Origin of the sequence: Ciceribacter sichuanensis, from assembly GCF_024055605.1 — a bacterium.
In the GTDB taxonomy this organism is placed as follows: Bacteria; Pseudomonadota; Alphaproteobacteria; order Rhizobiales; family Rhizobiaceae; genus Allorhizobium; species Allorhizobium sichuanense.
Window position 1 is genome coordinate 1,075,027 of the sequence record NZ_JAMXLX010000001.1, and the last position, 17,736, is coordinate 1,092,762.

15 protein-coding genes and 2 tRNA genes are annotated in these 17,736 nt (G+C 59.5%); 9 read left to right on the forward strand and 8 right to left on the reverse strand.

Annotated features, from left to right (window positions below; all coding sequences use genetic code 11):
* Nucleotides 1-55 precede the first annotated feature (55 nt).
* From sseA to NBH21_RS05315, 6 genes are all read right to left on the reverse strand, one after another.
* The gene (sseA, locus tag NBH21_RS05290) at nt 56-1,495 is read right to left on the reverse strand and encodes a 3-mercaptopyruvate sulfurtransferase (protein ID WP_250914554.1); all 1,440 of its coding nucleotides are present in this window, start codon (nt 1,493-1,495) and stop codon (nt 56-58) included.
* A 39-nt stretch (nt 1,496-1,534) separates the two neighbouring features.
* On the reverse strand, nt 1,535-2,272 hold the full coding sequence (locus NBH21_RS05295; RefSeq protein WP_250914555.1) for an alanyl-tRNA editing protein: 738 nt from the start codon (nt 2,270-2,272) through the stop codon (nt 1,535-1,537).
* A gap of 4 nt (nt 2,273-2,276) precedes the next feature.
* Entirely contained in the window at nt 2,277-3,317 is a 1,041-nt protein-coding gene (locus NBH21_RS05300) for a cysteine synthase A (RefSeq protein WP_250914556.1), read from the reverse strand.
* 307 nt (nt 3,318-3,624) lie between these two features.
* Nucleotides 3,625-5,067, reverse strand: coding sequence for a cryptochrome/photolyase family protein (locus NBH21_RS05305; RefSeq protein WP_250914557.1), 1,443 nt, complete (start codon nt 5,065-5,067; stop codon nt 3,625-3,627).
* A 240-nt stretch (nt 5,068-5,307) separates the two neighbouring features.
* The gene (locus NBH21_RS05310; RefSeq protein WP_250914558.1) at nt 5,308-5,544 is read right to left on the reverse strand and encodes a hypothetical protein; all 237 of its coding nucleotides are present in this window, start codon (nt 5,542-5,544) and stop codon (nt 5,308-5,310) included.
* 268 nt (nt 5,545-5,812) lie between these two features.
* Nucleotides 5,813-5,887, reverse strand: a tRNA-Asn gene (locus NBH21_RS05315).
* Nucleotides 5,888-6,049: 162 nt separating this feature from the next.
* Between NBH21_RS05315 and NBH21_RS05320 the strand changes: the two genes are divergently transcribed.
* From NBH21_RS05320 to exoR, 9 genes are all read left to right on the forward strand, one after another.
* Nucleotides 6,050-6,334 (forward strand): hypothetical protein, encoded by a 285-nt coding sequence (locus NBH21_RS05320; protein WP_250914739.1) that lies wholly within the window; start codon nt 6,050-6,052, stop codon nt 6,332-6,334.
* Between the two features lie 172 nt (nt 6,335-6,506).
* Nucleotides 6,507-6,580: transfer RNA gene (locus NBH21_RS05325), tRNA-Cys, on the forward strand.
* 117 nt (nt 6,581-6,697) lie between these two features.
* Nucleotides 6,698-7,030 (forward strand): hypothetical protein, encoded by a 333-nt coding sequence (locus tag NBH21_RS05330; RefSeq protein ID WP_250914559.1) that lies wholly within the window; start codon nt 6,698-6,700, stop codon nt 7,028-7,030.
* A gap of 181 nt (nt 7,031-7,211) precedes the next feature.
* Nucleotides 7,212-7,883 carry a protein-L-isoaspartate O-methyltransferase family protein gene (locus NBH21_RS05335; protein ID WP_250914560.1) on the forward strand — a complete coding sequence of 224 codons (672 nt, stop codon included), beginning with the start codon at nt 7,212-7,214 and terminating at the stop codon, nt 7,881-7,883.
* Between the two features lie 256 nt (nt 7,884-8,139).
* Nucleotides 8,140-9,531 carry a TolC family outer membrane protein gene (locus tag NBH21_RS05340; RefSeq protein WP_250914561.1) on the forward strand — a complete coding sequence of 464 codons (1,392 nt, stop codon included), beginning with the start codon at nt 8,140-8,142 and terminating at the stop codon, nt 9,529-9,531.
* 168 nt (nt 9,532-9,699) lie between these two features.
* Complete coding sequence (locus NBH21_RS05345; RefSeq protein ID WP_250914562.1) at nt 9,700-10,569, forward strand: PopZ family protein; 870 nt, start codon at nt 9,700-9,702, stop codon at nt 10,567-10,569.
* Nucleotides 10,570-10,691: 122 nt separating this feature from the next.
* Entirely contained in the window at nt 10,692-13,535 is a 2,844-nt protein-coding gene (locus NBH21_RS05350; RefSeq protein WP_250914563.1) for a valine--tRNA ligase, read from the forward strand.
* A 404-nt stretch (nt 13,536-13,939) separates the two neighbouring features.
* Nucleotides 13,940-15,112 carry an OmpP1/FadL family transporter gene (locus NBH21_RS05355; protein WP_250914564.1) on the forward strand — a complete coding sequence of 391 codons (1,173 nt, stop codon included), beginning with the start codon at nt 13,940-13,942 and terminating at the stop codon, nt 15,110-15,112.
* Nucleotides 15,113-15,649: 537 nt separating this feature from the next.
* Complete coding sequence (exoR, locus tag NBH21_RS05360; RefSeq protein ID WP_250914740.1) at nt 15,650-16,444, forward strand: exopolysaccharide production regulator ExoR; 795 nt, start codon at nt 15,650-15,652, stop codon at nt 16,442-16,444.
* A gap of 64 nt (nt 16,445-16,508) precedes the next feature.
* Here exoR and xth read toward each other — a convergent pair whose 3' ends face one another.
* Both xth and erpA read right to left on the reverse strand, forming a co-directional pair.
* Nucleotides 16,509-17,297: an exodeoxyribonuclease III gene (xth, locus tag NBH21_RS05365; RefSeq protein WP_250914565.1), complete on the reverse strand. Its 789-nt coding sequence runs from the start codon at nt 17,295-17,297 to the stop codon at nt 16,509-16,511.
* A 4-nt stretch (nt 17,298-17,301) separates the two neighbouring features.
* Nucleotides 17,302-17,631 carry an iron-sulfur cluster insertion protein ErpA gene (erpA, locus tag NBH21_RS05370; RefSeq protein ID WP_250914566.1) on the reverse strand — a complete coding sequence of 110 codons (330 nt, stop codon included), beginning with the start codon at nt 17,629-17,631 and terminating at the stop codon, nt 17,302-17,304.
* Nucleotides 17,632-17,736 lie beyond the last annotated feature (105 nt).

A 17,736-nucleotide genomic window follows, 5' to 3' on the forward strand; every position in this document is an offset into this window, starting at 1 on the left:
AAAAAGCGCCGCGTTCTCTCCGGAGCGCGGCGCTTTCCCCGATTGAAAGGCTGGATCAGAGCGCGATGTTGTCGCGCTTGAGAAGCTGCAGGAGTTCCGTTTCGCTGATCGGATCGACAAGCGCGCTGGAGGTTTCCACCGGCGAAAAACCGAACTGCTGATAGAGCTGGAGTGCGCGCGGATGGTCCAGCGAATTGGTCGTTACGACCACTTTCTTGGGATTGCCCTGCCAGACCGAATAAAGGGCCTGCAGGAGGAACCACTTGCCGAGACCAAGGCCGAGCGCATGCTCGATCAGGCCGAAATAGGAAAGCTCGACCAGTTCCTCGCTCTGCTGCAGGAACTCGAAGAAACCGGCAGGCGCTCCGTTCACGTAGAGCACGGAAATGTTGACCCTCGGATCGTGGATTGCCGTTTTGAGTTCGGCATCGCTCATTCTGAGCCGGCTATACCAGTGCCAACGGGCTCCCACCTGACGGTGAAGGAATCGGTAGAAGGGCAGCGGAATTTCATGGGTCCGCATGATCGCCGTCTGGATATTCACCGGAACCGGCAGGCTGGCCTTCGGAGGCGATGTCATCTCCAGCGTCGTTACCGTAGCCGTGAGCGGTCCGTGTGCCGGTGTGGCGATCGGCTCGGCCGCGCCGGTAACGATCGGTGTTTCCGTCTCCGGCTTCGAACCCCATTCCGACCAGGATCCGTCGTAAAGCGAGTTGTCACTGTGGCCGATGGATTCCAGCGCGAGCGTGACGACCGCTGCCGTGACCCCGGACCCGCAACTCGTGACCACCGGCTGGGAAAGATCGATACCAGCGGTGGTGAAGATAGAACGGAGGGTCGCCAGGTCCTTGAGGTGACCGTTTTCAGAGAGAATGGAAGCAGGAACGCTGCGGGCGCCCGGCATGTGGCCGGAACGCATGCCGGCGCGGGGCTCGGCTTCCTCGCCGGTAAAGCGGCCGGTCGAGCGGGCGTCGGCGATCTGCCGTGAACCGGCGTCGACGATATCCAGCATCTGCGGGAAGGAGGTTACGCGCTTGCGATCGAAAGTGATTTCGAATGTGGCAGGTTTCGGTTCCGGCAGGTCGGTTTCCAGCGGCCGGCCCGTGGCCTTCCAGCCATCGATGCCGCCATCAAGCACGTAGACGGCCTGTGCGCCCATGACCCGAAACATCCACCAGACCCGCGGCGCGGAAAAGAAGCCCGGACCATCATAGACGACAATGGTGTCGGTGGCGGAAATGCCGAGCTTGCCGACTTCCTCGGCGAAATATGACGGTGTCGGAAGGGTGTGTGGAAGTCCGGTCGAATGGTCGGCAATGGCGTCCTGATCGAAGAACACCGCGCCCGGAATGTGGCCGGCGGCATATTCCGCCGCGCCGTTGCGGTTATGGGCCGGCAGATACCAGGAGGCATCGACAATTCGGAACTCCGGTGCGCCGAGCTGTTTTTCCACCCAGTCGGCGGACACGACGAAACGGCTTTTTTCCGCAGGCATGGTCTTCTCCCATATGATCTGTAGGTTTTGGCCCAGAGGTCAGGCTGAGGCGTCCGGTGCACCGAAGCGGATGCGAAACCGACGGTTTTCCTTGCCTTTTTTCTCGATCTTGGCGATGTGAATCGCCCCGACTTCCTGTGTTTCCGACACATGTGTGCCGCCGCAGGGCTGGCTGTCAACGCTGGAGTTTTCGCCGATGCAGACGAGGCTGACGCGCCCCATGCCAACAGGCGGACGGACGTTCTTCGACTTGACGATGCCGGGATTGGCGATCAGTTCCTCGTCGGTGATCCACTGCACGTAGATTGGATGATTTTCCTGGACGAGTCGCATCAGATCGGCCGTCACCTGACCCTTGTCGATGGTCTCCGACATGTCGAAATCCACTCGGCTCTCGTCTTCGCCGACGGCAGCTCCCGTGATGGGATAGGCACAGACGACGGACAGGAGATGACAGGCGGCATGCATGCGCATCAGCTTGTAGCGACGCGGCCAGTCGATATGCAGGACCAGCTTTTCGCCGACTAAGGGCAGGGCCTCTCCCTCGGCAAGCTGATGCAGAATGATGTCCTTGGTTTCACCGTGACGGGTGACCGCGACGGCGATCTTCGAGCCGTCGGCGCGCTCGAAGACGCCTGTATCCCCGGGCTGACCGCCCGAGGTTGCATAGAAACAGGTCTGGTCGAGCTCGACCGCGCCGCCTTCATGTACCGCCGTTACCACCGCTTCGCATGTCGAGAGATAGAAGTCGTCACGGTAGAGAGCGGTGGTCGGCATGAGATCACTCTGGAGATTCGAATGGCAACGGGAACTGTGCCTTGTGCCCGATCCAGCCCGGTGCCGGCAGGTTCTTGGAACGCAGGAAATCCGGGTTGAAGAGCTTCGACTGATAGCGGGTGCCATAGTCGCAAAGCACGGTCACAATGGTATGGCCCGGACCGAGGTCGCGCGCAAGCCTGATTGCACCGGCAATGTTGATGCCGGAGGAGCCGCCGAGGCACAACCCTTCATTTTCGACGAGGTCGAAGATGATCGGAAGGGCTTCCGCATCCGGGATCTGATAGGCGAAATCGGGTGTGAAGCCCTCAAGATTGGCGGTGATGCGGCCCTGGCCGATGCCCTCGGTGATCGAGGAGCCCGACGATTTTAACTCGCCGTTCTTGTAGTATTCATAAAGGGCGGCACCTTCCGGATCGGCAATGCCGATCTTCACCTCGGGCTTCAGGTTGCGCAGGCCGATGCCGGTGCCGGCCAGCGTACCGCCGGAGCCGACCGAGCAGATGAAGCCGTCCACTTCGCCATTGGTCTGTTCGAAGATTTCGCGGGAGGTGGTGGCGATATGCGCCTCGCGGTTCACCGCGTTGTCGAACTGGTTGGCCCAGATCGCGCCGTTCGGCTCGCTCTTGGCGAGTTGCTCGGCAAGGCGGCCGGAGAGCTTCACATAGTTGTTCGGGTTCTTGTAGGGAACGGCCGGTACCTCGACCAGTTCGGCGCCGAGCAGCTTCAGCGCATCCTTCTTTTCCTGGCTCTGGGTTTCCGGAATGACGATGACGGTGCGGTAGCCAAGCGCCTTCGCGACCAGTGTCAGGCCGATACCGGTATTGCCGGCCGTACCCTCGACGATTACGCCGCCCGGACGAAGCAGGCCGCGACGTTCCGCGTCACGGATGATGAAGAGCGCGGCGCGATCCTTCACCGACTGGCCGGGATTGAGGAACTCGGCCTTGCCCAGAATGGTGCAGCCGGTCGCCTGAGACGCAGCTTTCAGGCGGATAAGCGGCGTATTGCCGATGGCCTCGAGAACGGATGGATGAAATGACATGGGGGATCTGCCTTCTCTTTCACGGAAGATAGGGCCAAAACCCTTATCGGGTTTGGACCCTAGCGCATCGGCCTGAAAATCGGAATCGATTTCCGGAAAGCGCGATGCGTGACTTCAAGACCTTAGAGTGTAGTTCGCGCGTCCGAATGGACGCACGGCACTCTCAGTCGCGACTTTTCCGGCCACAAGCGCAGGAAGGCAAGAAAACACATTTCAACCGCCCTGCTGCTTCTGAAAAACCATGCCCGACTCACCGGTGATTCTCACCGAGGAGGGCGTGAAATGGTGGCCCGGCGTACCCCGATCTTTATTCCAGAGATTGATAGGCAGCCATCGCCATGCTGCGCGCCTTGCGATGATCGACGATCGGGAGGGGGTAGGTGTCGCCGAGCCGAACGCCTGCTTCGTTGAGGGCGGCCTGTGGCGCCTCGAACGGTTTGTGAATGTATCTGGCGTCGAGGCCGGCAAGTTCCGGCACGAACCGGCGCACGTAATCGCCGTCCGGGTCGAATTTTTCCCCCTGGGTGATCGGATTGAAAATGCGGAAGAAAGGGGCGGCATCCGCTCCCGATCCCGCTACCCATTGCCAGCTTGCGGCATTGGACGCCGGATCGGCATCGACCAGCGTATCGCGGAACCAGCGCTCGCCCTCCCGCCAGTCGATCAGCAGGTCCTTGATGAGGAAGGATGCCACGATCATGCGGACACGGTTGTGCATCGTGCCGTAGCGCCATAGTTCGCGCATTCCGGCATCGACGATCGGATAGCCGGTCCGGCCATGTGTCCAGCGATGGAACAGGTCCTGCGATCCAGACCAGGAGAACGCATCGAATCGCGGATTCCAGTTTTTCGTCGCAAGCTCCGGAAAATGGAAAAGCAGATGGTAGGAGAAGTCGCGCCAGGCCAGTTCCTTGCGGAAGTGGATGACGTCTTCGGCACTGACGGAAGCACCAAGGCCCCGCGTGGCATGCCAGACGTCCGCAGGTGAGATTTCGCCGAGCGACAGATGGGGTGAAAGTCTCGACGTGTTCGAACGGGCAGGGAAGTCGCGCCCGTGGCGATAGTCTCCGATACCGTTCTCGATGAACCTTGCGAGGCGTTCCTGAGCTCCCGCTTCGCCGGGTTGCCAGACATCCGCAAACTCCGCGGCCCAGTTGGGATGTGTCGGCAAAAGCTTCCAGTCTTCAATATTATCGCTGCCAGGCCATTTGGCCGGACAGGTAAGCGATGTCGGGGCGGGCACAGGCTCCGGAGGTTCGCCGGATGCTTCTAGCGCCCTCCAGAAAGGCGTGTAGGCACGATAGGGTGTTCCGCCGCCAGTCCTCAGCCGCGTCGGTTCGTGCAGCAACTGGCCGGAGAAGCTGCGAACCGTCAGTCCGTTCGTGGCGAGGGCTTCCTTGAGGGCTGTGTCGATCGCGACGCCGGGTGGATCGTAACGTCGATTCCAGTGGACCGCGTTCGCATTGGTGTCCGAAATCAAAGACGCCAGGACGGCTTCAGCGGGGCCGCTGCGCAAAACGAGATTGCTTCCGATATCCTTCAGCGACGCAGCTAACGCCAACAGGGAATGGTGCAGCCACCAGGCCTGTGCCGCTCCCAGCGGTCCGGTTCCCGTAGAGGCAGGCTCCAGAATGTAGACCGGAATGACCGGTCGCCCGCTTTCCACTGCGGTTGCCAAGGCAGGATTGTCACGAAGTCTGAGGTCCTTGCGGAACCAGACGATGATCGGCGACCGGCTGAGGGATGTCATGAAGATATGGCCCGAATTTGCTGCGTCAAAACCACTCTACGCCGGAAGTGCCGTAGAAGATTAGCGTTATATGCGGCTTCTTGCATGCAACGTCGCGGGAGTACTGCAGTTCACGGGTCAGATAGTGTTTAGTCTCTTGCAGATGCTTGAACAGGTGGGTTGTCCTGAATGGAAAACGGGCAGGCCGCCAGCGGTCCTGCCCGTCATGTTCGATTCTCAAAATGGCAGATTGTGGTGGTGTCAGGCCGTGGCTACAGCGGCGGCCGTCAGACGCGCCGTTCTTACCTGTTGATCGCCGATCAGTTTCATGATTTCCACCGCGCTTTCGCGGACATAGAGTCTGTGCAGCTTTTCGGCGACGGGAGCCGTCGTCAGCAGGCAGGTGTATTTTTCCCGCTCATACCAGCGGAAGTCCACCACATTGTCCATGTTCACGAAGAAGGGGAAACCGTCCCCGTCATGAAGCTGGAGCCACATATATTCTCTCTCCTGATCACAATATTATGGCCGCTTGATATCAGGCAAAAATGAAGAGCGGGTTTCGCTGCCCGGAAAGATCTCGGATTGTGATGGGACTGCCGCTGGATTTTTTTCAGGTGTCTGGGCGAAAGGGTAGCCGAAATTTAGTCCAAACGAAAAAGGAGAAGGCCGGAGTGTCGCCGCCCGTGGTTTTGCGCTGTTACGCAGGACATTGAAAATGCAAAAGAAAAAGGCCTGTGCATTTCTGCGCAGGCCTTGAATTCTTTGGCTCCCCGGGTCGGATTCGAACCGACGACCTATCGATTAACAGTCGAGTGCTCTACCGCTGAGCTACCAGGGAACAACCGCTCGCCGCGGTGTGAGTGGGCTAATACAAATGCCTGTTCGATTTGCCAAGCGGTTTTTTGAAAAAAAATGTGACAAGCTTGCATATTTTTTCTCCGCCCCCATCTTTTGCGCAGTGCCTTTGGGCGCGTTTTTCCATGAATCCAAAGGGTTTCGAATGGCCGGCAAGGGAAAATACCGCATCGATGGCGACCGTGGAAAACTTGTGCTCGGTCGTTTCGAGCTGCCGTTCCCCCGGTCCCGGTCGGGGCGCATCATTACCGGCTCGCTGTTGATCGGCGGCGGCTTCCTCGGATTCTTGCCCGTGCTCGGATTCTGGATGGTACCGCTCGGCCTGCTGGTGCTCTCCCACGACCTTCCCTCCGTTCGGAGAAAAAGACGGCGCGTGGCGATCTGGTGGCGGAAACGTTACCCACAGGTGAACCGGGCAGGGCGGGGCTGATGCCCGTCGCGCATGAACGGGCGTGTCGCTCCGGTCGATTGCCCTCTTGCGACGGTCTCATCGGCGTCGTGTCTGTTTCGAACAATTAAAAAGTAGATTTCGGAAAATCCCTCTTGCGGTTTCCCGGCATCCCGTCTAAATCCGCGCCACCACACGCTTTTAAGTTTGGAATGGCCTCGTGGCGGAGTGGTTACGCAGAGGACTGCAAATCCTTGCACCCCGGTTCGATTCCGGGCGAGGCCTCCATCTCCTTCCTTATTGATTACTTTATGCCGATCCGCACAAAGTTGGACGATCTCGGCGGATTGCGCCTTTCATGCAATGGATTAGAGCATGAAGCCTCCAGCAAGGAGGAACCTGATCATGCGTCGCCATTTCATGCCCGCCATCGCCGCTCTGTGCATTTTCTCTGTCGCTCCGGCTCTGGCCGGCAATCTCAACGTGACGCTGGAGAACGAAACCGAAGGCATGATCGTGAAGTTCTTTGCCTCTCCGGCAAATGGCAAGGGCCAGCGCCTCGAGTTGCTGAACAAGCATGGTCTCGGCAAGGGCAAATCTCGAACGCTCACTCTCGTCGGCGGAAGTGATGTCTGTGAGTACCGTGTCAGGGCGGTGTTCGAGGATAGCGCCGAATATCAGGATGTCTCTGACAAGATCGATTTCTGCGAGGTCGACACCTATACGATCGAGGATTGATGAGGGCCGGGTGCCGGCTCCGCGGGGCGTGCCGTGCTGAGCGGTCTCCTCGTCCTCGGGTGTCGCTCATGCATCTCTGTGCCCGAGAAACGCATGCGGCACTGCGCAATGTCTTGAAAGCCGCGGCGGCTCCAATTAAGACACTCGTGACGCAACGCGGCCGGATATGGGGCGACAGGAAATGATGGACTTCGAAGCAGCACGCATCAAGATGGTGGACAACCAGATTCGCACGACCGACGTGACGTCGCATTCCGTGCTGACGGCATTCCTGACGGTGCCGCGCGAAGCTTTCGTTCCCGCCAATCTGAAGCTTCTTGCCTATATCGATGAAGACATGCAGATCGCGCCGGCAGCCAACGGCCGTCCCGCCCGTTACATCATGGAGCCGTCGCCGCTTGCCAAGCTCCTGCAGCTTGGCGCGATCACCAAGGATGACCTCGTACTCGAGATCGGCTGCGGAACTGGCTATGCGGCCGCAGTTCTTTCGCTGGTGGCCGGTTCGGTCGTCGCGGTCGAAAGCGACGAGGCGCTGGCAGCATCCGCCACGGAAAAGCTCTCGGAACTCGGCTATGACAACGTTGCCGTCGTCACTGGCGATATGGAAAAGGGTTATGCTGCCGAGGCGCCTTATGACGTGATCTTCATCAACGGTTCCGTCGAGGAAGTACCGGAAGGCCTGTTTTCCCAGCTTCGCGAAGGCGGGCGCCTGGTCGCCGTCGTCGGATACGGCAACGCCTCCCGGGCGCGCCTCTATGTCCGCACCGGAAAATCCTATTCCTATAACGATTACTTCAACACCGCGGTTCGACCGTTGCCGGGCTTCCGCAAGGCCGAAGAATTCGTTTTCTAATCGATCTACCCCCCGATTCTTCGGGGGGCTCCTCCCTTCGGGCGATTGATTTAGTCAAAACTGAATGAGAATGTTGCCGTTGCGCAACGATGTCTGTGTTTCTCCCTTATGAGGACGGTGGTCTTGTTGCAGTCGAGGCGGCAGCAGGTCATCTAATGTACGGAAAGCGTTGAAGCTTCACGGACGTGCTGCCGGTCTAAAACACCGGCGCGGAGTGGGGATATTCCGTCGGCCGTTCTTAGTTGGGGAGTGGAATATGTCGTTCATCCGGAAAACTGCGCTCGCTTCCGTTGTTCTGCCTGTGCTTTTGATGCCGATCGCGCCTGTGACGGCGTCCGCCGAGAGCCTCTACGGGGCCATGGCCAAGGCTTATGAGAACAACCCGGATCTCAACGCCGCCCGCGCGGCATTGCGCGCGACCGACGAAAACGTCACCATTGCCAAGGCCGGCATGCGGCCGCAGGTCGCCGCGACGGCCACCGCAAGCGCCGTCAACGTTTCCAATATCAGCGGCGGGATTCCTGATTATGGTTACAACAACCAGACGGTTGGCATTTCCATTACCCAGCAGATCTTCGACGGTTTCCAGACCCTGAACAATGTCCGGGCCGCCGAATCCGGCGTTTTCGCCAATCGCGAAAGCCTTCGCGCCAATGAAATCTCTATCCTGCTCGCGGCCGTGCAGTCCTATGCCAATGTGGCTCGCGACCAGCAGATCGTCGTTATCCGCAAGCAGAACCTGGCGTTCCTGCAGGAGCAGTTGAACGCCGCCAATGCCCGTCTGCAGGTGGGCGAGGGCACACGTACCGACGTCAGTCAGGCCGAGGCGCAGCTTGCCGGTTCGCAGGCCCTGCTTTCCGCGGCCGTGGCCGAATTCAAGCAGAGCGAGGCGACCTATCTGCAGATCGTCGGCGTGGCACCGAGCGGCATCAAGCAACCTTCACCGGCAAGCAAGGCCCTGCCTCCGAATCTCGATGCCGCCGTCCAGATCGGCATTCGCGAGCATCCCTCGGTTCTGGCGGCGCTCCACGCCGTCAATGCTGCCGGCTACCAGGTAAAGTCCGCCGAAGGCAGTCTTCTGCCGGGCGTTGTGATCCAGGGAAATGTCGGGCGGAACTGGACCAATGAACCGTCGACCGGCGGTGATAGTCCGGACAACAGCGTGGCCAGTGTCTCGGCGCAGTTGAAGATCCCGATCTATCAGGGCGGTGCCGAATACGGCCAGATCCGCAAGGCGAAGGAAACCTTGGGCGAGCAGAGGATACTGGTTGATTCCGCCCGCGCGGAGGTGGTCCAGCAGATTACCGCGGCCTATGCGCAGATGGAGGCGGCAACCGCCGCAATTTCTGCTGCCCGCAAGCAGATTTCCGCCGCCAATCTTGCGCTGCAGGGCGTCATCGAAGAGCGCAATGTCGGCCAGAAGACGACGCTCGACGTTCTCAATGCCCAGCAGACAGTGCTTGAGGCGAAGGAAAGCTTGGTCGGCTATCAGCGCAATGCCGTGGTCGCCAGCTACGCGGTCCTTGCGGCATCGGGCCGCCTGACGGTTCAGAGCCAGGGCCTTGAAGTCGCGGAATATCGCGCCGAAGAGCACTATGAGGCCGTCAAGGACGCATGGTTTGGCTTGCGTACGCCGGACGGCCGCTGAGCGTTCACGGAAATCTGTCCGAAGAAAGCTGTGCATCAGCACCATTTCCCGGCGCAACCGTGATTTTTTTCCCCGTAGGCGTATCCTAAGGTGAACGCGAATCAGTTTGCTGCGCATGCGATACTGCGCTGCAGCAGGCGGTCAAATACGGGACCAACGGGGATGAATATGGCTCAGCCAAATGTAGCGCGTGAACCGTCCATGGAAGAAATTCTGGCCTCGATCCGCCGGATCATAGAAAGCAATGATCCGGGCGGCGACAAGGCCATGTCCGGCTCCCTGCCGCCGGTTTATGGTGGCGAAGAGGACGAGATGGACGACACGGTTCATCTGACGGTGGAAGACGATCTGTCCTACGCTGCTGCGGATATTGTTCCTGCCAACGATGCGGGCATGCCGGTCCAGCAATCGGCAGAATCCTACGCTGCCCAGCCTGCTCCCGTTGAAAAGGTTCAGGCCAAGAATATTTCTCTTGCCGATCTCGCTGCGCGCGTCCGTTCGGCATCCGAGCGTGCCGACCGCATGGCTCCGGTAGAGCAGGCGCCGCAGCAGGCCGCAGCCTTTCGCGCCGAAAGCCCGGTCATGACGAGCCGCATGGCGGAACTGCGTGCGGCTCCTGCCCGCCCCATGGAGCCCCAGTTTGCCCGCGCCGTCGTGGTGCCTGCAGAAACCGTAGCCGTCGACCCGGCTCCGGTCGCGCTCGACACCGCAGCTTTCGAAGCTGCGGCAATTGCCGATGTCGAGGCCGCAACGGCTGCTGCTCCGATTTTCGCAGAGCCGGCAATGCCCGAGGTCCAGGCTCCGGTCGCTGCCGGTTTCAACGCCCTCGTTTCCGCCGCCACCGTGGAGCAGGTTTCCCGTTCCTTCGGTGAGCTTGCGGCAGCTATCGACGGCCAGCAGCGTCGTTCGCTGGACGAGATGGCCGAGGAGGTGCTGCGCCCCATGCTGCAGGAATGGCTGGACGATAATCTTCCCACGCTGGTCGAACGTCTGGTACGCGAGGAAATCGAACGCGTGGCCCGCGGACCGCGTCGCTAATTCCTTTTTCGCCGGGTTAAGGGACATGGCCGCTCCGGCAACCGGGGCGGCTTTCTTGTTGACTCGGGGTCGGCCATCCTATTTACAACCCAACAAGAAAAACCTCGAAGTCTGGTCAGAAAATGCTCGAAAAGACCTACGATTCAACCACAGTCGAACCGAAGATCGCCAAGGCATGGGAAGAGGCCGACGCCTTTCGCGCCGGTGCCAACGCCAAGCCGGGCGAGGACACTTTCACCATCGTGATTCCGCCGCCGAACGTGACCGGTTCGCTGCACATGGGCCATGCGCTGAACAACACGCTTCAGGACATCATGATCCGCTTCGAGCGGATGCGTGGCAAGGACGTGCTGTGGCAGCCGGGTATGGACCATGCCGGCATCGCCACCCAGATGGTCGTCGAGCGCAAGCTCATGGAACAGCAGCTTCCGGGCCGTCGCGAGATGGGCCGCGAGGCCTTCGTCGAGAAGGTCTGGGAATGGAAGGCTGAATCCGGCGGTCTGATCTTCAATCAGCTGCGGCGCCTCGGCGCATCGTGCGATTGGTCGCGCGAACGCTTCACCATGGACGAAGGTCTGTCAGAGGCCGTGCTCGAGGTTTTCGTCACGCTTTACAAGCAGGGCCTGCTCTACAAGGACAAGCGTCTCGTAAACTGGGATCCGAAGCTCCTGACCGCGATTTCCGACCTTGAGGTCGAGCAGGTCGAGGTCAACGGCAATCTGTGGCATCTGCGCTACCCGCTGGAAGAAGGCGTTACTTACGAACACCCGATTGCCTTCGACGAAGAGGGTAAGCCGACGGAGTTCGAAACGCGAGACTATCTGGTCGTCGCGACGACTCGTCCGGAAACCATGCTGGGCGATACCGGCGTTGCCGTTCATCCAGACGATGCGCGCTACGCGTCGATCGTCGGCAAGCATGTCGTCTTGCCGATCGTCGGTCGCAAGATCCCGATCGTCGCCGACGAGTATCCGGACCCGACCGCCGGCACCGGCGCCGTCAAGATGACGCCTGCACACGATTTCAACGACTTCGATGTCGGCAAGCGCACCGGTCTCCGGATGATCAGCGTCCTGAATGTCGATGCAACCGTCACCATCACGGACAATGACGATTTCCTCGAAGGCCTGACGCCGACTCGCGAGCAGCAGGAAGTCTGGGAAACGCTACAGGGGCAGGATCGCTTCCATGCCCGCAAGCGCATCGTTGATATCCTTGAGGCGGAAGGTCTGCTCGACAAGATCGAGCCGCACAAGCACATGGTTCCCCATGGCGACCGCGGTGGCGTGCCGATCGAGCCGCGCTTGACGGAACAGTGGTATGTCGATGCCAAGACGCTGGCCAAGCCCGCGATCGAGAGCGTTCGCGAAGGCCGTACCAAGTTCGTTCCGAAGAATTGGGACAAGACCTATTACGAGTGGATGGAAAACATCCAGCCGTGGTGCGTCTCCCGGCAGCTCTGGTGGGGACACCAAATTCCTGCCTGGTACGGTCCGGACGGTCAGGTCTTCGTTGAGAAGTCCGAGGAAGAAGCGCTCGACGCTGCCGTCCAGCACTATCTCGCCCATGAAGGTCCGTGGAAGGCCTGGGTTCAGGAGCGGCTTGAAAACTTCGCGCCGGGCGAAATCCTGACGCGTGACGAGGATGTTCTCGATACCTGGTTCTCTTCTGCGCTCTGGCCGTTCTCGACGCTCGGCTGGCCGGGCGATACGCCGGAGCTTGCCAAATATTACCCGACCGACGTGCTCGTCACCGGATTCGACATCATCTTCTTCTGGGTCGCCCGCATGATGATGATGGGCCTTCATTTCATGAAGGACGAAGACGGCAATCCCGTCGAGCCGTTCCACACGGTTTATGTCCACGCGCTGGTCCGCGACAAGAACGGCCAGAAGATGTCGAAGTCCAAGGGCAACGTCATCGATCCGCTGGAGCTGATCGACGAATACGGCGCAGATGCCTTGCGCTTCACGCTCGCCATCATGGCGGCGCAGGGTCGTGACGTGAAGCTCGATCCGGCTCGTATCGCCGGCTACCGCAACTTCGGCACCAAGCTGTGGAACGCAACGCGTTTTGCCGAGATGAACGGTGTTGCCAACGATCCGCACTTCCTGCCGGAAACGACGACGCTGACCATCAACCGCTGGATCCTGACGGAACTTGCACGCACCGAGCGCGAAGTGACCGAGAGCATCGCCACCTTCCGCTTCAACGATGCGGCAGGCGCTCTTTACCGCTTTGTCTGGAACAGCTTCTGCGACTGGTATCTGGAGCTGTTGAAGCCGGTCTTCGCCAGCGACGACGCTGCGGCAAAGGCCGAGGCTCAGGCCTGCGCGGCCTATGTGCTCGACGAGACCTACAAGCTGCTGCACCCCTTCATGCCCTTCATGACGGAAGAGCTTTGGGCGCATACGGCAGGCGAGGGCAAGGCGCGCGACATGCTGCTTTGCCATGCCGACTGGCCGACGCCGACCTTTATCGACGACAGCGCCGCTGCCGACATCAACTGGCTGATCGATCTCGTCACCGGCATCCGTTCGGTCCGCGCCGAAATGAACGTTCCGCCGGCCGCCGTTGCGCCGCTGGTCGTGGTCGGTTCGAATGGCGTTACGCGTGAACGTCTTGCCCGCCACGAAGCCTCGATCAAGCGCCTTGCCCGAGTCGAGAGCATTGCTCTTGCCAGCGAGGCTCCGAAGGGAGCTGCACAGATCGTTGTCGGTGAGGCGACCGCCTGCCTGCCGCTTGGTTCGCTCATCGATCTCTCCGCTGAGAAGGCCCGTCTCGAAAAGGCGATCGGCAAGGTGGAACAGGAGAAGTCGCGTATCGCGTCCAAGCTCGCCAACGAGAAGTTCGTGGCGAACGCCAATCCGGAGGTCGTTGCGGCAGAACGCGAGCGCTTCGCCGAGCTTGAGGTACAGCGGGCCAGCCTGGAAACCGCACTGAAGCGGGTTGCCGAAGCCGGTTGACGACCAGCCAGCAGCGAATCTTTTTGCTGCGGCGCTTCCTTGTAGTCTGCGTTTTTTGCTGGTTTTTCAGGGGTATTATGATGCTGCTCTGCAACAGGCAGAGCAGCATTTTTCATGTCGGAATGGTCTCGGAGCGGGATTGTGATGAAAGGCACAGTATTTTTCAGCTGTGTCGCCGCTGCAACAAGTTCAGTGAGATTTGGAATTTTGTTTCTGAATATTGCGGATATTTTACAGTTTTTAGCAAAAATATCTGAAGAAAATGACTTCTTACGTTAAGGTAAGAAAATTTACGTAAGAAATGCAAGGTGCCTCACTCGTTCTGGTGAGGTGTCGTTAGATTGTTATTACCCCTCTGCTCGCTAAAATGGGCTTCTTAGTGTTTGCCAGGAGTGGGGAGACAGATGGCAACTAAACTCATGAAACGAACCTTGCTTTGCCTTTTGAGCGCCGCGGCCTTTGCCGGTGCGGCCAATGCAGGCGGTTTTTCACGCGGCGAAGCTGATACCGACATTCTCTATGAGGACGGGACTGTCGTTATCCGCTCGGGCGCAACCTGGGTATCGCCGCAGCGTGAGTTCGAGACCACGGGAGGGGTCGCGAACGACGATGGCGTGTTCTCGGATGCCTACTGGATTCCGAGCGTCGCGATGAAGGTGAAGCTGCATGACCGTCTGGCTTGCGCATTCACCTATACCCAACCCTTCGGTGCGGACTCGAACTACGGTCCGGATGCACAGGTCGCCGCTTTGCTGAACGGCAACAATCCATATGGCTACAAGGGCTTCGACACCAACGAATATGCGGCAACCTGTGACGTGAATTTCGATGCCGGTCGAGGCGTCGTGCACGTTCTCGGCGGTGGCTTCATTCAGGACTTCAGCTACACCGCCCACAACGTCGCAAATGATTATAACGCACTGTTGCCGCCGGCAGCACGCAACCGCGGCGGCACGTTGTACCTCGATGACAGCGGTTCCTATGGCTATCGCCTTGGTGCTGCCTATGAAATCAAGGAATACGCCCTGCGCGTCCAGTTGATGTACCGCTCGCAGATCGATCACGAGACCGACAGCGGTTCCTATGATCTGGACGTCGCTCCGATCTCGCGCATTGCCAGCGGCTACGGCTCTCTGCCGCAGTCCCTGAAGCTCAGCGTTCAGTCGGGCGTGGCACCGGGCTGGTTGGTCTACGGCTCCGTCAAGTGGACCGACTGGAGCGTACTCGATGCGCTGAACTACAACATCGCCGGGACCCCCTATCAGGATATCTACAACTGGCAGGATGGCTGGACCATCCAGGCCGGCGTAGCGCATGCCTTCACCGAGAAAGTTGCCGGTACCATCAACCTCACCTGGGACAAGGGTGTTGGCACTGGTGCCGATATCATGACCGACACCTGGACGATTGCTGCCGGTACGGCGATCAAGGCGGGTCCGGGTGAACTGCGCTTCGGTGCGGGCATCAGCTACATGACCGCAGGCAGCCAGTCTGTCGCGAAGGGTGCCACCTACAACGCGACGGCGGATGGCGACTGGGCCTACGCCGTGTCCGGTTCCTACCGAATTTCCTTCTGACGTCGACGTTCTGGCGAAAATATTCGAAAAGCCCGGTTCAGTCCGGGCTTTTTGTCTTTTGGGCGTTATCGGATCTGTGATGAAACTGCAACAGTTGGCCAATCCTTCTTTTTGGCGCGCAGCCCTGCCAATTTTGTCCATTTCCCGCCACAAACGAAGCGCAGCGATGGTCTCAAGAGACGGCGAGAGCGTTTCTCGGTGGGCGTAGCGTGAGTGAAGAATGGGGCAAGTGAGCGGGGAATACCCTCAGAATTCAGCCATCGTTGCGGGGACAGCGTGGCGTGACGTCGAAATCTCGGGATGGAGGCTACGTTGCGATGCGGCAGTCGCAGTCTTGCCAGAAAGGGCTCGTAGTGTTGCTGAGGTTGAATTCGATGCGGGCGCCGGAGATGGCGCCGGATACATTGAGTTGCGACTCGGCGATGAACTTGGTGTTCATGCTTTCGCGCTAAATCGTTCCAATGATGCAGCCGGTCCTTCGGTATCGAACGAGCGGATGGGCTGATGTCGTCGGTTTTGTGGAAGAAATACGGAATTATGTTCAATTCTGACTGGAAGTCTCCGGCGACATTGCTTCTTGCGGCAGCTCTGTTTCTTGCTGCGGGCAATTCCGGGAATGCATTCGATATCAACTCCGGCGTGAGTAAGGAATCCGGTCCCTTCGACCTCTTCAAGTTCGGCTTCAAGGCCTACAAGAACGGACAGAAGCAGGAGGCTGTTGAGGCCTATCGTTACGCTGCCGAAAAGGGCCACACCGGTTCGCGCTGGGCTCTTGCCAACATGTATGCCGATGGCGACGGCGTGGTCGAGAATGATTTCGAAGCCTTCAAGATCTATTCGGAAATCGCTAGCGAAGGCGTCGAACCCGGCTCGGAAGACACCGGCTTCTTCGTCAACGCCCTGCTGTCGCTCGCTCGCTATTATCGTCAGGGCATTCCTGGCAGTCCGGTGCAGATCGATCTTTCCCAAGCCCGCCAGCTCTATTTCCAGGCAGCCTCGACCTTCGGCGTGCCTGAGGCGCAGTTCCAGCTTGCCCGCATGATTCTGGCGGGCGAAGGCGGCAAGACGAATGTCCAGCAGGCCAAGAAATGGCTGAACCTGGCCCGTAAGAGCGGCCATGCCGGCGCTATGTCGGTTTTCGGCAATGTGCTCTTCCAGGAGGGACAGACGGTGCGTGGTCTGGCTTTCCTGACAGCTGCCGTGGAGAGGTGTCCACCGAAGGATTGCGGCTGGATGCAGGACCTTCAGGAACAGGCCTTCTCTCTGGCCAGCGAAGACGACCGTCGCGTCGCCGTGGCGCTCGCCCCTCAGGTTTACAGTCAGAACGAGTAATCACACCTCAGCGTGAGGACTGTGTGCGGGCATTTCCGGCCCGCCAAACAAGCGATTCCGATTTTCAGGCAAAATCGAAGATGGCCGTGACCGGAACATGATCCGACGGCTTTTCCCACGACCTTACGTGTTTCTCGATCGAGGCGGAGAGAAGGCGGTCATTCGCCTCGGGCGACAGCATCAGGTGGTCGATGCGGATGCCGTTGTTTTTCTGCCAGGCGCCGGCCTGATAATCCCAGAACGAGTAGAGCAGGGGGTCGTCGCTTGTCGCTCGCACGGCGTCTGTCAGGCCAAGGTTTTCGAGGCGGCGGAAAGATGCGCGCGTCGCCGGCAGGAAAAGGGCATCCGTTTCCCACTGCCTGGGATCGCGGCAATCGTGCGGTTCGGGAATGACATTGTAGTCACCCGCCAGAATGAACGGTTCTTCCAAGGTCAGCCGGCTCTCGGCGAATGCCTTCAGGCGCTCCATCCATGCGAGCTTGTAGGGATACTTGACCGGATCGTCAGGCGGATTGCCGTTCGGCAGATAAAGGGAGGCCACCCGGACCACACCGCCTGTAACCGAGAAAACGCCTTCGATGAAACGGGCCTGCTCATCGGTGTCGTCGCCGGGCAGGCCGCGATTGACTTCGTCGGGCTTGCTTTTCGACAGGAGCGCCACGCCGTTGAAACCCTTCTGCCCATGGGTTTCGACGTGATAGCCGAGGGCCTCGATCTCAAGGCGAGGGAAACCCTCGTCCACCGACTTGATTTCCTGCAGGCAGACGATGTCGGGAGCCGAGCTTTCGAGCCACTGGACGAGATTGGCTATCCTGGCCTTTACGCCATTGATGTTCCAGGTGGCTATTTTCATAAGACTATACCGAGAAGCTGGTGCCGCAGCCGCAGCTTGCGACCGCATTGGGGTTCTTGATCTGGAACGACTGGCCGAGCAGGTTGTCGACGAAATCGACCTCCGATCCGGTCATGTAGGCGATCGACATCGAATCGATCAGCAGCGTCGCGCCGTCCTTGGTCACGACGATGTCGTCGTCCTGCGGGCCCTTGTCCAGTTCGAACTTGTAGGAAAAGCCGGAACAGCCGCCGCCTTCCACCGAAATGCGCAATGCGCTCTTGTCGGCTTCGCTGGCGACGATTGCGGCGATGCGCTTGGCAGCAGCATCGGAAATGGTAACGGTTTCATCCATGGTCTATGTCCTCCTGACGGGTTCAAGGCCCGCGGGTTGGCAACCGGAAACGGAGGAGCTTCAAACGCGGGACACGAAAGATTGAGACTTTCGCGAAGGGGAATG

Bases quoted from the DNA above. Each gene is read 5' to 3' on its own strand.
- sseA (WP_250914554.1), bottom strand. From the start codon at position 1,495: ATGCCTGCGGAAAAAAGCCGTTTCGTCGTGTCCGCCGACTGGGTGGAA.
- NBH21_RS05295 (WP_250914555.1), bottom strand. From the start codon at position 2,272: ATGCCGACCACCGCTCTCTACCGTGACGACTTCTATCTCTCGACATGC.
- NBH21_RS05300 (WP_250914556.1), bottom strand. From the start codon at position 3,317: ATGTCATTTCATCCATCCGTTCTCGAGGCCATCGGCAATACGCCGCTT.
- NBH21_RS05305 (WP_250914557.1), bottom strand. From the start codon at position 5,067: ATGACATCCCTCAGCCGGTCGCCGATCATCGTCTGGTTCCGCAAGGAC.
- NBH21_RS05310 (WP_250914558.1), bottom strand. From the start codon at position 5,544: ATGTGGCTCCAGCTTCATGACGGGGACGGTTTCCCCTTCTTCGTGAAC.
- NBH21_RS05320 (WP_250914739.1), top strand. From the start codon at position 6,050: ATGGCCGGCAAGGGAAAATACCGCATCGATGGCGACCGTGGAAAACTT.
- NBH21_RS05330 (WP_250914559.1), top strand. From the start codon at position 6,698: ATGCGTCGCCATTTCATGCCCGCCATCGCCGCTCTGTGCATTTTCTCT.
- NBH21_RS05335 (WP_250914560.1), top strand. From the start codon at position 7,212: ATGATGGACTTCGAAGCAGCACGCATCAAGATGGTGGACAACCAGATT.
- NBH21_RS05340 (WP_250914561.1), top strand. From the start codon at position 8,140: ATGTCGTTCATCCGGAAAACTGCGCTCGCTTCCGTTGTTCTGCCTGTG.
- NBH21_RS05345 (WP_250914562.1), top strand. From the start codon at position 9,700: ATGGCTCAGCCAAATGTAGCGCGTGAACCGTCCATGGAAGAAATTCTG.
- NBH21_RS05350 (WP_250914563.1), top strand. From the start codon at position 10,692: ATGCTCGAAAAGACCTACGATTCAACCACAGTCGAACCGAAGATCGCC.
- NBH21_RS05355 (WP_250914564.1), top strand. From the start codon at position 13,940: ATGGCAACTAAACTCATGAAACGAACCTTGCTTTGCCTTTTGAGCGCC.
- exoR (WP_250914740.1), top strand. From the start codon at position 15,650: ATGTTCAATTCTGACTGGAAGTCTCCGGCGACATTGCTTCTTGCGGCA.
- xth (WP_250914565.1), bottom strand. From the start codon at position 17,297: ATGAAAATAGCCACCTGGAACATCAATGGCGTAAAGGCCAGGATAGCC.
- erpA (WP_250914566.1), bottom strand. From the start codon at position 17,631: ATGGATGAAACCGTTACCATTTCCGATGCTGCTGCCAAGCGCATCGCC.